The following is a 14,585-nucleotide window of genomic DNA, read 5'->3' on the forward strand; positions in this document are numbered from 1 at the left end:
CTGCCTCACCTGCCCGCCAGGCCTGACGCGATGCCCGGCATTTCCAGATCGATATCGATCCTGAGCGGGAAATGGTCGGAACTCACCTCGCCGATATCGGCGCTCACAGAACGCACCCGGTCGGCCAGCATGCCGCCGACGAAGCAATGATCGAGCCGTCGTTTCGCCAGCCTGCCGTCGATGATCTTTTCGTGCGTATGGAAGTCCGGCCCCGACCCGCTGGCGAAGGCCGCGGCATCGACGAATCCGTCGATATAGGCAGCGCCGCGATGGTAGGGCGTATTGCCGACGATGCGCCGGTATTCGGCGCTGCCCGGCTCCATGTTGAAGTCGCCCAGCCAGATCGCCGCCAACGGGTTTTCCGGTTCCGGCTGGCCGTTCGACCAGTTGCGCTGCGGCTCGTCGTCGACGCCGCTCCAGGGGCCGCCGTCGGACGGCGCGCGGCGATGTTCGGCAAGCAGGTAGTCGATCTGCTCCAGCCGCTCTTCAGCCGCGATATGCGCCAGATGCAACGAAAGCACCCGCAACGGTCCCGCCGGCGTGCGGATCATGCATTCGAGCGCCGCATTGCGGGTGTTGAGCGGCCTCAGCGTCCGCCGCTGCGGCAAAGTGTGCAGCCGCGACCAGACGATCGGCAGCTTCGACAGCACCATCGTGCCGAATTGCCGCCGGCGGTTGACGACGCGGCCATCACGCTTCTCGCTGGCATCCATGTCGAAGGCCGGGCCGTAAGCCCAGTAATAGCCGGGCAGCAAGCTGGACAGGATCTCGGGCTGGTCGTCCTCGTTGCTGCGTTGCCAATGCCGCTCCACCTCCTGCAGCGCGACGATGTCGGCGCCGTCCACCAGCCTGGCGCAGCGGCTGAGATCGTAGCGCCCGTCGCTGCCGTAGCCATACTGGATATTGTAGCTGATCAGCTTCATTGATTAACCGGCTCACTTCTGGTGATCGCAGTAACGCCCCGCCCCTTGCGTTGCAATGGACCGGCGGGGCAAGCGGAATAGTCCAGTGCAAATCGGCGAACCGGCGCTCTAATAAGTCGTCAGCGGCTGGAAGCTTCCGGCGGGCGACGCGGCAAGTTCCGACCAGTCGATCTCCTCCTCCAGCCGGTGATAGGCTTCGTCGCCAATCGTGCCGTTGCTGCGCAGTTCCTCCAGCGTGTCGCGCTGCCGCTTGATGGCGTAGAGGCGCAACCGGTCGTATTCCGTCGCGGCCTGCGCGTCGTCGGGATTTTCGGCGATCCGCCGCTGCGCCTCGTACTGCTCGCGCACGACGGCGGCAGCCGACGAGGTCTTGCGGCTCAGCACATCGAGCGCGGCCTGCATGATGGCGACGCGCGCTTCGGCCACCTCGCGATCGATCGTCGTATCGCGCGGGAAATTGAGCCAGCGCAGCAGAACCTTCAGGCTCATGCCTTGCAGCACCAGCGTGCCGAGCACGACCGCGAAAGCGGCAAGCACAATCGGGTCACGCCCGGGAAAGCCGGCCGGCAAGGCAATGGCGGCGACCAGCGTCACCAGCCCGCGCATGCCGCACCAGCCGACAAGCGCGGCACCGGCAAATGTCGGCGCATCCTGCTTTTCTTCCTCGCTGTCGTTGCGGGCAAACCATCGGATGATCGCGACATACCCCGCCACCCAGACGAGGCGCGCCACGATGACGACGGTAAGAACCGTCGCGGCGAAGACGAATGCCTTGCCCTGCCCATCGTCGGCCAGCCGGCCGATGATCGACCGTGCCTGCAGGCCCATCAGCACGAACGCCAGCACGTTGAGCACGAACACCGCCGATTCCCAGACCGAATAGGCGCTGACGCGGCGTCTGGCCGACATGCGGCGCGGCGTGGTGCGCGCGATGGTGATGGCATAGACGACGATGGTGATGATGGCGGAGAGGCCGAGCTTGTCGGCAATGATCCAGACGGCGAAAGTTCCGGCGAACTGCACCACGGTGCTGCTTGCCGCGTCCTCGATGCGTGTCAGCGTGAGCCGCGACACTCGGCCGAACAGATAGCCGGCGATAACGCTGCCGACCGTTGCAAGCAGGATGACGGGCACTGCGTCTTTGAGCATGAGTGTGCCGATGGCGGCTGAAACCGATATCCGGTAGATCAGCAGCGCCGTAGCATCGTTGAGCAGGCTCTCGCCCTGCAGGATCGCAGTCAGACGGTGCGGCACCTTGAACTGATTGAGCACCGCGCTTGCGGCGACTGCGTCCGGCGGCGCGACGATGGCGCCGAGCGCGATCGCCGCCGCGATCGGCAGCCCGGCCATCTTCCAGCCGACAAAGGCAACGACCACCGCGGTGAAGACGACCGCGCCAAGCGCCAGCAGGGCAAGCGACAGCCGGTAGCGCTTCAGGTCGCGCAGTGAAGTGTCATAGGCGGCATCGAGCAGCACCGGCGCGATGAACAGCGCCAGCGCCAGTTCCGGATCGATCTCGATCATCGGCGCGCCCGGCACGAAGGCAAGCCCAACGCCGGCAAGCGCCAGCAGCGACGGGTAAGGTACCTCCAGCCATCGCGATACCGCCGTCAGCGCGACGGCGATGAGCAGCAGGACAAGGGTGAGTTCGAACAGCGCCATGGCTCATCGTAGCGGCGAAGCGCGAAGCTTGTCAGTACCCGGAGACAGGATACTGTTGATTTATCCGGCAAACCCGCGCCGCCTCATAGGGGTGCTCGCAGGACATGCCGATGACGGCCGTATATCACCGAGAACCGTCTGGCATGTCTTATCGGCATCAGGACGGGCCAGAGCCGTCAATGCAGAACCAGCATGTCGCCCGATGAGAAGGAGATGTCCGCCTTGTCGCCTACGGCAGGGGGCGGTGTCGCCGAGTTGTTGAAGGTATCGAGCGATACCGTGTTGCCGCCGATGCCGACGCGCACGCGGATGACTGAGCCAAGGAAATGCACTTCGGCGATTTCGCCCGACAGGCTGGTGTCGTGGCCGGGCTGGCGCCCCAGCGAGATGGCTTCAGGCCGCAGCGCCAGCGACAGCGTGTCGCCTGACTTCGAACCGTTGAGCTTGCCTTTCAGCGAGACTTCCTGCGAGTTGACTTGCACCTTGCCGGAAGCGGCGTCGGTGACCTTGCCCTCCAGCACGTTGAGCGTGCCGACGAAATTGGCGACGAATTTGGTCGCCGGCCGATTGTAGATCTCGAACGGCGTGCCCACCTGCTCGGCCCTGCCGCCATACATCACCGCGATGCGGTCGGAGATCGACAGCGCCTCTTCCTGGTCATGCGTGACGAAGATGGTGGTGATGCCGAGCTTCTTCTGGATCGAGCGGATTTCCTCGCGCAGCGACACGCGCACCTTGGCGTCGAGCGCCGACAGCGGCTCGTCGAGCAGAAGCAGCTTCGGCTTCGGCGCAATCGCCCGCGCGAGCGCGATGCGCTGCTGCTGGCCGCCGGAAAGCTGGTAGGGATAGCGGTCGGCCATCTGCGGCAGCTTGATGATATCGAGCATCTCGGCGACCCGCCTGTCGGCATCGGCCTTCGGCATGCCACCGACCTTCAACCCGAAGGCGATGTTCTGCGCCACCGTCAGGTTCGGGAACAGCGCGTAGGCCTGGAACACCATGCCGACATTGCGCTGATTGGGCTTCAGCCTGGTTATGTCCTTGCCGCCGACGACGATCTTGCCGGCCGAGGGCTCCTCGAAGCCGGCGACCATACGCAACACCGTGGTTTTGCCGCAGCCGGACGGCCCCAGGAAGGAGACGAATTCGCCCGGCTCGACGTCGAGATTGAAGTCCTCCACCACGGTGGTGGCACCGAAGGATTTTCGAACGTGCTGGATGGAGAGGAATGGGTCGGCCATGGCGTGGTTCTCTCGATCAATTTGGGCGGTTCGCCGATTTCGGCGCGAAGCGGGACAGGATCTGGATCAGCGACATGCAGCCCCAGGTGATGACGAAGGCGATGATCGCAAGTGCAGCCGGCTCATAGGCACGATTGGCGCCGATATTCTGCAGGTAAGGGCCGAATGCCGGCCGATTGAGCAGGCTTGCCATGGTGAATTCGCCGATGACGATGGCGAAGGTCAGGAAGGCACCCGACAGCACCGCGATCAGCACATTGGGCAGGATGACGCGGGTGATGATCGTGCCCCAGCCGGCGCCGAGGATTTGGGCTGCTTCCGTCAGCGTTCTGACATCGATGGTACGAAGGCCGGTGTCGACGGCGCGGTACATGTAGGGTAGCGCCAGCGTCGCATAGCCGATCACCAGCAAGGCGCTGGCGCCGAGATCGCTGGCCAGGAACGGCAGCGGCGAATTCGAGCCATACATACGGATATAGCCGAAGACGATGACGATCGCCGGAATGACCAGCGGCAGCAGCGTGATGAATTCGACGATCGGCCTGATTTGAGGCAATCGGAGACGGATCCAGTAGGCGGCCGGCACCACGATCAGCACGCCGAGAATGATGGTGAAGATCGCGGCGACCACCGAATACAGGAACGTCGCTTGGAAGCGCGGATCGCCGAGCACGACTTGATAGGCGTCGAAGGAATGGACGCCGCGCCGCATGCGCAACGAAAACTCGAACGTTGCCAGCAGCGGAATGAAGAAATAGGCCGTGCCAATACCGAAGACGACCCAGGCCCAGAATTTGCCCGACTTCATTTCAGCCACCTCTCGGAACGGGTCCGGAACCAGATGTAGAAGACATTCGCCAGTCCGGTGATGACGATCATGCCGAAGGCGATCGCGTAACCGAGTTGCGGGTTGTGCAGCACGTCGCCGTTGATCTGCGAATAGAGCTTGATGGGAACGATGTTGAGCTGCGGGCCGGCGAACGCATAGGCCGTTGCGATGGCGCCGAAGGCGTTGGCGAACAGAAGGATAACGGTGCCGAGGAAACTCGGAAACAGCACCGGTATCACCACCATGCGCCAGTACTGCCACTGGGTGGCGCCAAGCGTGGCGGCCGCCTCGTTCCATTCCTTCTTCAAGCCGTCGATCGCCGGCACGATGATCACCACCATCAGCGGGATCTGAAAGAAGAGATAGACGACGATCAGCCCCCACGTGGTCAGGAAATTGAACCCCAGGGCATAGATGTTGAGGTTGAATATGTCGCGCAGCAGCACCGTCACGATGCCGACGCGGCCGAGCGTTGCGATGAACGCAAAGGCAAGCGGCAAGCCGGCAAAATTCGAGGCGACGCCCGAGAAGGTCAGCGTCGCGGAGCGAACCCAGCTGGGCAGGCCGCCGCGCACGATGGCCACGGCAATCGCCAGTCCGGCAAAAGCGCCGACGATGGCCGACCAGAAGCTGATCTTGATCGAAACCCAATAGGAATTGGCGATCGAAGGATCGCTGACCAACTGCAGGACGTTGTCGAGCGTAAACCCGCCTTCCCCGGTCTGAAACGCGCCGATGACGAGATAAAGCGTCGGCATGATCAGGAACATAAGGGCGAAGACGAAGAACGGCGCCACGCCGATCCATTGCGTCGGCAGGCGGAAAGCAGTCGCTTCGGTCGGCGGCGCGGGCTTGGTGGCAATAGACTGATTTGAAAGCGATAGATCGGTCATGTGCCCGGCACCGTCTTCGAGGGAAAGCCGGGCGGCCAGACGGCCGCCCGGTGCATTTCAAGTCTTACTTGACGTTGGCGCCGACAGTGGCGTCCCAGTTCTTGCTGATGGCTTCCTTGGCCTTGCCCTGCTCGTCGAGCGTCGGGAAAGCCGCCGAGGCATAGGACTCAGCCGGCGGCAGCTTGGCCAGCACGTCCGCCGGGATCTTGCCGTTCTTGGCGAGATCGTTGAAACGGATCGGGTGGCAATAGCCCTTCAGCCAGCCGATCTGGCCTTCGTCGGAATAGAGGTATTCCATCCACAGCTTCGCGGCATTCGGATGCGGCGCGAAGGCGCTGATCGCCTGCACATAGACGCCGGCGACGACGCCGGTCTTCGGCACGATCACGTCGACGGGCGGGTTGCCCTTCAGCGTGTCGCGGCCGGCGAGCGCGTTGTAGTCCCAGTTGATCAGGATCGGCGTCTGGCCCTGGGCCAGCGTCGCCGGCTTGCCGACGACCGGAACGAAGTTGCCGGCGGCGTTGAGCTTCTTGAAGAACTCGAGGCCGGCTTTCCCGGCAGCTTCGCCAGCGGCGGCACCCGACGACAGGCCGGAGGCATAGACCGCCTGGATGGCCTGGTTCGACGCGCGCGGGTCACCGGCGAGCGCGACCGAATTGGCGAATTCCGGCTTCTGCAGGTCGGCCCAGTCGGTCGGCGATTCCTTGACCAGGTCCTTGTTCACCATGAACGACAGCACGCCGTAATAATCGCCATACCAGGCACCATCGGCATCCTTGGCGCTGTCCGGGATCGAGTCCCAGGTCGACACCTTGTAAGGCATCAGCAGGCCGTCGGCCTTGGCGGTCGGGCCGAAGGACAGGCCGACGTCGATGACGTCGGGCGCCTGCGGGCCCTTGTTGTCCTTGTTGGCCTTGATCGCCTCGACCTCGTCGCCCGAGCCGGCGTCGGGATTGAGCTCGTTGATGGTGATCCCCGGATACTTAGCCTTGAAACCGTCGATCACTGCCCCGTAGCCACACCAGTCATGCGGAAGCGCGATGGTGGTGAGCTGGCCTTCAGCCTTCGCGGCCTTGACGAGATCGTCCAGCGAATCCGCGGACGAAATCACCGTCGACGCAAAGAGCGCCGCGGCCGAGAGGGAAAGCACTTTCCCCGTGAACTTGAACATGTGTTCTCTCCGTTGAACTGGCGCGTTTAAGCGCCTGCGATGCGGGTATCGTTTTCGTGTGACAGCCGGATGAAGGCTTTTTGAAACCCGATCCCCGCGGCAAAAAAAGTTAACTCTTTTTAACGGACTGTAGCAATTAGCCCGCGCTTAATTTTCCGGCTAATGGTTATTCACCTTGCCCTTTGCCCTCTCCCTTCCCCTTTGGAACGCCTCTTCAGTCAACTCTTCGGCATTGAAAGCCGGCTCTCAGACGGAGCCGGCGATCGCATTTTCGAGCAGCGTCAGCGCCGCCTTCTTGGTGAGCTTGACCGGGTTGCCGCCGGCGGTCGGGTCGACTACCGCCATGTCGGCGATCAGCGTCTTGCGCTTCTTGTCCATGTCGAGGCCCTTGATCAGGCCGGGCAACGCATGCGGCACCTTGAGCTCCTTGCGCAGCTTGACGATCGCCTTGGCGAAGCCGTCGAAGCCGCCCTTGATGCCGCAATAGGCGGCGAGCCTGGCGATACGCTCGTCGATCGCCTCGCGGTTGAAGGCCAGCACATAAGGCATGAACACGGCATTGGTCATGCCATGATGGGTGTCGTAGAGCGCGCCGATCGGGTGCGACAGCGAATGGATTGCGCCCAGCCCCTTCTGGAAGGCGGCGGCGCCCATGGCGGCGGCGCTCATCATATGGGCGCGGGCGACCAGATCCTTGCCGTTGGCAAAGGCCTTGGGCAGGTTCTCGAACACCAGACGGATGCCTTCCACCGCGATGCCGTCGGCCATCGGGTGGTAGCCCGGCGCGCAATAGGCCTCCAGGCAATGCGCAAGCGCGTCCATGCCGGTGCCGGCAGTGATGAAGGCCGGCATGCCGACCGACAGCTCCGGATCGGCAATGACGATCGCCGGCAGAAGCTTCGGATGGAAGATGACCTTCTTGGTGTGGGTCTCCTCATTGGTGATGACGCCGGCGCGGCCGACCTCGGAGCCGGTTCCCGCCGTGGTCGGCACCGCGATGATCGGCGCGATCGCGTCCGAATTGGCCCTGGTCCACCAGTCGCCGACATCCTCGAAATCCCATACTGGGCGCGTTTGCCCGGCCTGGAAGGCGATCAGCTTGCCGAGGTCGAGCGCCGAGCCGCCGCCGAAGGCGATGACGCCGTCATGCTTGCCCTTCTTGAACACGGCGATGCCGGCGGTGAGGTTGGACTCGACCGGGTTCGGCTTCACCTCCGAAAAAACGCCGTAAGGGACCTTGGCGTCGTCAAGGATCTTCAGCGTCGATGCGACGACCGGGAGTTTTGCCAGGCCCGGGTCGGTGACGAAGAGCGGGCGCTTGATGCCCGCGGCAGCCAGCACGTCCGGCAGTTCCTTGATACGTCCGGCGCCGAAACGGACGGTGGTGGGGTAGTTCCATTTGGAGATCAGCTTGGACATGTCTTGTCTTTCAAAAAGTCAGATTGCTTCGCGCAGGTGATAGGATTTCGGCCGGGTCAGATTGTCATAGCCGATGGCCGAGAGCGCGGCGCCCTTGCCGGTGTCCTTGACGCCGGTCCAGACCAGCGCCGGGTCGAGATAGTCGCAGCGGTTCATGAACACCGTGCCGGTCTCGACGCGGTCGCCGATGGCCACCGCGCGCTCCGTGTCGCGCGTCCAGATCGACGCCGTCAGTCCGTAGGGGCTGTCGTTCATCAGCGCGATCGCCTCCTCGTCATTGCGCACCTTCATGATGCCGACGATCGGCCCAAAACTTTCCTCGCGCATGACGCTCATCTGGTGGTCCACCCCGGTCAGCACTTCCGGCGCCAGATAGGGCGAGCCTGGCCTGTCGTTCTCGACCTTCGTGCCGATGTGCGCCTTGGCGCCCTTGCGCAGCGCCTCGGCCTTTTGCTCGCGGATCAGATCGGCGAAACGCGCCTGCGCCATCGGTCCCATGGTCGTCGCCTGCTCCAGCGGATTGCCGACGACATAATTCCTGGTCTCTGCGACAAAACCCTCGACGAACTCGTCATAGACCTTTTCGTGCACATAGACGCGCTCGATGCCGCAGCAGCACTGGCCGGAATTGAAGAAAGCGCCGTCGACCAGATTGGCGACCGCATGATCCATCTTGGCGTCGGGCAACACATAGGCGGGGTCCTTGCCGCCGAGCTCGAGGCCGAGCGTCATGAAGGTGCCGGCCGCGGCCTTCTCGATGGCGCGGCCGCCGCCGACCGAGCCGGTGAAATTGGCATGGTCGATCTTGCCGGAGCCGAGCAGCTTCTCGGTCTGGGCGTGGTTCATGACCAGGTTCTGGAACAGCCCCTTTGGCAGGCCGGCCTTGTCGAAAGCCTGCTGGAAGCGCTCGCCGACCAGCAACGTCTGCGCGGCATGCTTTAGGATAACGGCACTGCCCGCCATCAACGCCGGCACGATCGTATTGACCGCGGTGAGATACGGATAGTTCCAAGGCGCGATCACCAGCACGACCCCGAGCGGCACCTTCTTCACATAGCGGCGGAAGCCGTCCTTCGGGTTGGAGGCCAGCACCGGCTTCAGCGCGGCTTCGGCGATCTCGACCATGTAGTTGGTGCGTTCCTTGACGCCGCCGAACTCGCCGCTATAGCGTACCGGCCGGCCCATCTGCCAGGCGATCTCGGGCACGATCTCGTCGGTCATCGCAACCAGGGCTTCCAGCATTGCCAACATGTATTTGCCGCGCTCGACGAGCGGCGTCTCGGCCCATTTTTCTTGCGCCGCCCTGGCGCGCTCGACCGCCGCGTTGATCGCCTGGTCGCTCGCGACCGGCCGCTCGGCATAGATCGATCCGTCGATGGGGGATTTGAGTTTGACCGTTTCGGTCATTTCTTCCTCGCAGTTTTACAACAATCGAAAATCACTTGGCTTGGCGCCGCCCCTCATTCGCCTGCCGGCACCTTCTCCCCGTATAGTGACGGGGAGAAGGGAGAAGCTCCTGCGCGGGCGACCCCCTCTCCCCGTTCTTCACGGGGGAAGGGTAAGGGTGAGGGCGGCGCCGACGCTAACCCAGCCCCCTAGTATCTCTCAAAGCCCCTGTGCAGCTCCCAATCCGTGATGCGGCGGTCATATTCGAACTGCTCCCAGCGGGCGGTGTGCACATAGTGCTCGATCACGTCGTCGCCGAAGGCCTGCTTCAGCATCTTCGACTTCGAAAGTGTCTCGGTGGCGTCGCGCAGCGTCTTCGGGATCTCGGGCAGACGCGAGGCCTGATAGGCGTCGCCGACGAACGGCTTCTGCAGCTCGAGCTTCTCGTCGATGCCGGCAAGGCCGGACGCGATCAGGGCGGCGAAGGCGAGATACGGATTGAGATCGGCGCCGCCGATGCGGCATTCCATGCGGATGCCCTTGGTGCCCTCGCCGCACAGCCGGAAGCCGGCGGTGCGGTTGTCCTCGCTCCACATGATCTTGGTCGGCGCGAAGGTGCCGGCCTGGAAGCGCTTGTAGGAATTGACGTAGGGCGCCAGGAACCAGGTGAACTCCTTGGCGTATTTGAGCTGCCCGGCCGCCCATTGTTGGCCGAGGCTCGACAGCGTCCAGTCGGCCGTCTTGTCGAAGAACAGCGGCGTCTTGCCGTCCGCGCTCCACAGCGAATTGTGGATATGGCTGGAATTGCCGGCCAGCCCGTAATTGTACTTGGCCATGAAGGAGATCGCCTTGCCCTCGGAATCGGCGATCTCCTTGGCGCCGTTCTTCAGGATGACGTGGCGGTCGGCCATCTCGAGCGCTTCGGCATAGCGCACGTTGATCTCTTCCTGGCCGGGACCCCACTCGCCCTTGGAATTCTCGATCGGAATGCCGGCGGCTTCCATCTCGTTGCGAAGCCGGCGCATGACGCCCTCTTCCTTGCTGGTGATGCCGATCTGGTAGTCGCCGATATAGGGCGAGGCGCTGTCGAGCCCCTGCCAGTGCTTCTTGCGCGCGGAATCGTAGGTCTCGCTGAACAAATAGAATTCGAGCTCGGAGGCGAAATAGCCGATATAGCCGCGCTCCTGCAGGCGCTTGACCTGCTTCTTCAGGATCGCGCGGGGTGAGTGCGCCAAATCCTCATGGTCGTGATGGTCGAGCACGTCGCAGATGACCAGCGCCGTCTTCTCCAGCCAGGGAATGCGCCGCAGCGTCGACAGGTCCGGCTTCATGACGAAGTCGCCATAGCCCTTCGACCAGCTCGCCGCCTTGTAGCCCGGCACCGGCTCCATATCGATGTCGCAGGCCAAGAGATAGTTGCAGCCATGCGTCTCGCCATGCGCGGAATCGACGAAATACTGAGCCAGGAAGCGTTTTCCCGAGAGCCGGCCCTGCATATCGACGATGCAGGCCAGCACCGTGTCGATCTCGCCGTTAGAGACCGCTTTCTTCAACTGATCGAACGAGAAATTCCCGGCCATTCCTTTGGCACTCCAGCGCTTGTCGATTGAAAAGGGAGAAACAAACCATGGCCGGCGTTGCGCCGGCCATGGCCATGAAGCGAAGTATCAGTGGCCGGTCTCGCCAACCGCCACTTCGGCTGCCGCAATTTCCGCCTGACGGCGAGCAATATCGGCCCCGATCGGCGGGCCCTTGAACCGCTTGGATTCTATGCCGAACCACAGCACCGCGAGAAGGATGATCAAACCGATGGCATAGTTGATCAAGATATCGAAGGGCGGCTGGATACCCGCGTACATCAACACCAGAACGCCGAGGATGGTGATGATGGCGAACGGCTTGGACCACACACCCAGGCGGAACGGGCCGAATTCGGTCCAGCTTTTGCCTTCAGCAAGAAGGCCAGCCGCCACCGGCATCGCATAGGACACATAGAGGAACAGGGCACAGCCGGCCGCCAAAGCCGCGAAGGCCGGCGAGTAAAGCGTCGCTGCGACCGAGAGGACGGCTCCGAGCCAGATCGCCGCCACCGGCGTGCGCCATGTCGGGCTGACGGTTTTCCACATGGAGGAGCCGGGCAGCCCGCCATCACGCGCGAAGGCGAATATCATGCGCGAGGTGGAGGTCAGTCCAGCCAACGCGCAGATGTAGTTTGCTACCACGATCGCGATGGCGATGATGCTCTTCAACCAAAACGGCGCCGGCAGATTATTGAAGAGATTGAACCAGGCGTTCGCGCCGTCCTTGGCAGTCGCCGCCAGATCCGGGCTTGCCAGCACGAAAGAGACGGCCATGACGAAGCCGAAGACCAATGACCAGAGGACCGAATGGATCATGCCGCGCGGCACTGCCACCCGGGCGTTGTGGGTCTCCTCCGAGGTATGGGCGGAGGCGTCAAAACCGGTGATGGTGTATAGTGGATAGAGAAGACCGATCAGGAAGGCGACCAGCGCCGTCCGTGCCGTCGGCACATAGCCGCCACCCGCATCACCCGTGTTGTTGACGAAAGTGGTCAGTCGCGAGAAATCCCAGCTCGCGCCCCAGATCAGGAACATCGCGGTCAACACCACCGCAACGACCAGGATGAGATAGCCCGAAAAGTCGGTCAGCGCGGTGGTCAACTTGATGCCGAAATGGTTGAATAGCGCCTGCGTCACCGTGATGATCACGACCCCGATCACCTGCTCCTGATAACCCCAAGCCGACACATCGTGGCCGAACACGCCGGCCCAGACGAGGTCCTTGAAGAGCGCATAGACGCCGACATTGACCGAAGCGACGACGAAGATCAGCCCAAGCAGGTTGATCCAGGCCGTCGCCCAGCCCCAGCCGCGCCCGCCCAAGATCGACGACCAATGGTAAAGCCCGCCGGCGGTCGGATAGGCCGAACCGATCTGGCCGAGCGAAGCCGCGACCACAAGGGCGAACAGACCGCCTATAACCCAGCCGATGGTCGCTTCGAAACCGCTGCCGGTGGCCATGGCCAGCGGGAACGAGGTGATGCCACCCGCCAGGATGCAAATGATCGAGAAGGAAATGGCAAAGTTGGAGAAGCCGCTCATGCGGCGAGCCAATTCCTGGGCATATCCCATGCTGTGAAGGACTTTTACGTCCTCAGACTTGTCGATTTCTTCAGGTCTCATTTTGGAAGTCCCCTATCTGGTTCTTAGCTGGCCGATTGCACTGACTTTCCCATTGCGCGTTGTCGGGAGCCCCTGGCCTCGTCAGGCTCCAGATTCGAGAATATGCCGGTGAGCAGGTCCGCCCATTTCCGCTGCCCGGTCTCGCCGGAGATTTCGTCGTTGCGGATTTCGATCATCGCGCAGGCAAGGCCGCGCGAACGCGCGTGCCGCTCCAGCGTGAAATAGACGCGGTCGGCCGGCGAATAGGGTTCGTTGACGCCGACGGTGACGCCGGAGAGCCGCTGCAGCGCCGATATCAGCGGCGCCGCCAACCGGCGATCCTCGTCATGGATGATGCCGATATGCCATGGCCGGCTCTTGCCCTTGTAGACCGGCGTGAAGGAGTGCACCGACACCAGCCGCGTCTCCTGGCCGCGCGCCAGCCGCTCGTCGATGATCTGGGCGATTGTGTCGTGGAACGGGCGCCAGGCAAGGTCGACGCGCGCGGCGCGCTGCCTCTCGGAAAGATCTGTGTTGCCCGGGATGGCCGTCGTCTCGCTAATCGGCGGCACGAGGTCCGGCGCGTCGAGCGGCCGGTTGCAATCGATGACGAGCCGCGACACGCGGGTCTCGATCAAGGTGGCATTAAGCGCTTCGGCCATGCGGCGCGCGACAGGAAGCGCGCCCGGGTCCCAGGCGATGTGGCGCGAAAGGTCCTCGGCCGGCAGGCCGAGCGTCCCGAACTCGGCGGGGAGGACGTTGGAGGCATGGTCGCAGGTGAAGACAAAGGGGCTTGAGCCGCCGGGGTTCGTCACCCTCACGGTTTCAGACGGTGCAAGGCTGGCGGGCCGTGCTCTCTCCATACTGCCGTCCCCTGGGGGCGCTGTATCGAATGTTACGTATTTTGTCTCATTGCGTCCCTATGAATGATTTCATACAGTTTGACCGGCTTTGTCAAACGCGAATTCGGGAAAACGGCGGCGGGCGGCCAACGGGCGGGGGAAAACCATGATTTCCAGCATTGCCGAACTGATCTCGGACCGCATCGGGACGATGCCGGCCGGCGAGCGCCGCGCCGCCCAGACGCTGATTGCCAACTATCCCTTGACCGGGCTGAAGACGGTCGCCGAATTCTCGGCCGCAGCCGGCGTGTCCTCGCCGACGATCCTGCGCTTCGTGGCCAGGCTCGGCTTCCAGAACTACCCTGAATTCCAGTCGGCGCTGCAGGATGAGTTGGCGGCGCAATTGCAGTCGCCCGCTTCGCGCACGCTCAATCCAAGCTCGGCCGGCGGCGCCATCTCGCCGATGCTCGAGGCAACGCTCGACAACATGCGCGAGACCTTCCGGCACCTCACCGACAGACAGCTGGCAGACATTGCCACGAGACTTGCCGAGCGGCGCGGCAAGACCTTCCTCATCGGCGGCCGTTTCACCGATCCGCTGGCGCGCTACATGGCCGCTCACCTGGCCATCATCCAGCCGGATGTCTATCACCTCGCCGGCCAGGAGAGCATCTGGCGCGACCGGCTGATCGACATGGGCAAGCGCGACGTCCTGGTGATCTTCGATATCCGCCGCTATCAGGAAAGTCTCGTGCGCTTCGCCGAGAAGGCTCACCATCGCGGCGTGCAGATCATTCTCTTCACCGACCAGTGGCTTTCGCCGATCGCCCGCTTCGCCCGACACGTGATCGCCGGACGCACCGCCGTGCCCTCGGCCTGGGATTCGTCCGCCGCACTCTTCGTCGTCGCAGAAACGCTGATCGCCGCCGTGACGAGGCAATTGGAAGCCGCCGGCGCCAAGCGCATGCGCGACCTGGAGAGCTTGCGATAGAGCCGGATGATTTCAGGTCGGACAGACCTGAAATCTGAATCCGTCC

Annotated in this window: 12 protein-coding genes; 1 reads left to right on the forward strand and 11 read right to left on the reverse strand. The window is 63.2% G+C overall.

Annotation, left to right across the window (positions count from 1 at the left end; genetic code table 11):
* Positions 1–5: 5 nt before the first annotated feature.
* From LB538_RS08155 to LB538_RS08205, 11 genes are all read right to left on the reverse strand, one after another.
* Positions 6–923: an endonuclease/exonuclease/phosphatase family protein gene (locus tag LB538_RS08155; RefSeq protein WP_224524088.1), complete on the reverse strand. Its 918-nt coding sequence runs from the start codon at positions 921–923 to the stop codon at positions 6–8.
* Between the two features lie 108 nt (positions 924–1,031).
* Positions 1,032–2,585 (reverse strand): cation:proton antiporter, encoded by a 1,554-nt coding sequence (locus tag LB538_RS08160; RefSeq protein ID WP_224524086.1) that lies wholly within the window; start codon positions 2,583–2,585, stop codon positions 1,032–1,034.
* Between the two features lie 176 nt (positions 2,586–2,761).
* Positions 2,762–3,826, reverse strand: a complete 1,065-nt coding sequence (locus tag LB538_RS08165) for an ABC transporter ATP-binding protein (RefSeq protein ID WP_095766297.1) — start codon at positions 3,824–3,826, stop codon at positions 2,762–2,764.
* 16 nt (positions 3,827–3,842) lie between these two features.
* The gene (locus tag LB538_RS08170; protein WP_224524083.1) at positions 3,843–4,634 is read right to left on the reverse strand and encodes an ABC transporter permease; all 792 of its coding nucleotides are present in this window, start codon (positions 4,632–4,634) and stop codon (positions 3,843–3,845) included.
* Entirely contained in the window at positions 4,631–5,548 is a 918-nt protein-coding gene (locus LB538_RS08175; protein ID WP_095766295.1) for an ABC transporter permease, read from the reverse strand. The genes LB538_RS08170 and LB538_RS08175 overlap by 4 nt, the downstream gene beginning before the upstream one ends.
* A 64-nt stretch (positions 5,549–5,612) precedes the next feature.
* Positions 5,613–6,719: an ABC transporter substrate-binding protein gene (locus LB538_RS08180; protein ID WP_095766294.1), complete on the reverse strand. Its 1,107-nt coding sequence runs from the start codon at positions 6,717–6,719 to the stop codon at positions 5,613–5,615.
* A gap of 246 nt (positions 6,720–6,965) precedes the next feature.
* Complete coding sequence (locus LB538_RS08185) at positions 6,966–8,138, reverse strand: iron-containing alcohol dehydrogenase (RefSeq protein WP_224524080.1); 1,173 nt, start codon at positions 8,136–8,138, stop codon at positions 6,966–6,968.
* An 18-nt stretch (positions 8,139–8,156) separates the two neighbouring features.
* Complete coding sequence (locus LB538_RS08190; RefSeq protein WP_224524077.1) at positions 8,157–9,545, reverse strand: aldehyde dehydrogenase family protein; 1,389 nt, start codon at positions 9,543–9,545, stop codon at positions 8,157–8,159.
* Between the two features lie 188 nt (positions 9,546–9,733).
* Positions 9,734–11,104 carry a glutamine synthetase family protein gene (locus tag LB538_RS08195; RefSeq protein ID WP_224524074.1) on the reverse strand — a complete coding sequence of 457 codons (1,371 nt, stop codon included), beginning with the start codon at positions 11,102–11,104 and terminating at the stop codon, positions 9,734–9,736.
* A gap of 87 nt (positions 11,105–11,191) precedes the next feature.
* Positions 11,192–12,727 (reverse strand): amino acid permease, encoded by a 1,536-nt coding sequence (locus tag LB538_RS08200; RefSeq protein WP_095766291.1) that lies wholly within the window; start codon positions 12,725–12,727, stop codon positions 11,192–11,194.
* Positions 12,728–12,750: 23 nt separating this feature from the next.
* A complete protein-coding gene (locus LB538_RS08205; RefSeq protein ID WP_224524069.1) occupies positions 12,751–13,569 on the reverse strand; it encodes an N-formylglutamate amidohydrolase in 819 nt (272 codons plus the stop codon).
* Between the two features lie 145 nt (positions 13,570–13,714).
* Here LB538_RS08205 and LB538_RS08210 point away from each other — a divergent pair, with 145 nt between their 5' ends.
* A complete protein-coding gene (locus tag LB538_RS08210; RefSeq protein ID WP_224524066.1) occupies positions 13,715–14,539 on the forward strand; it encodes a MurR/RpiR family transcriptional regulator in 825 nt (274 codons plus the stop codon).
* The last annotated feature ends 46 nt before the right edge of the window (positions 14,540–14,585 follow it).

This window comes from Mesorhizobium sp. Ca11 (genome assembly GCF_020165275.1).
GTDB lineage: Bacteria > Pseudomonadota > Alphaproteobacteria > Rhizobiales > Rhizobiaceae > Mesorhizobium.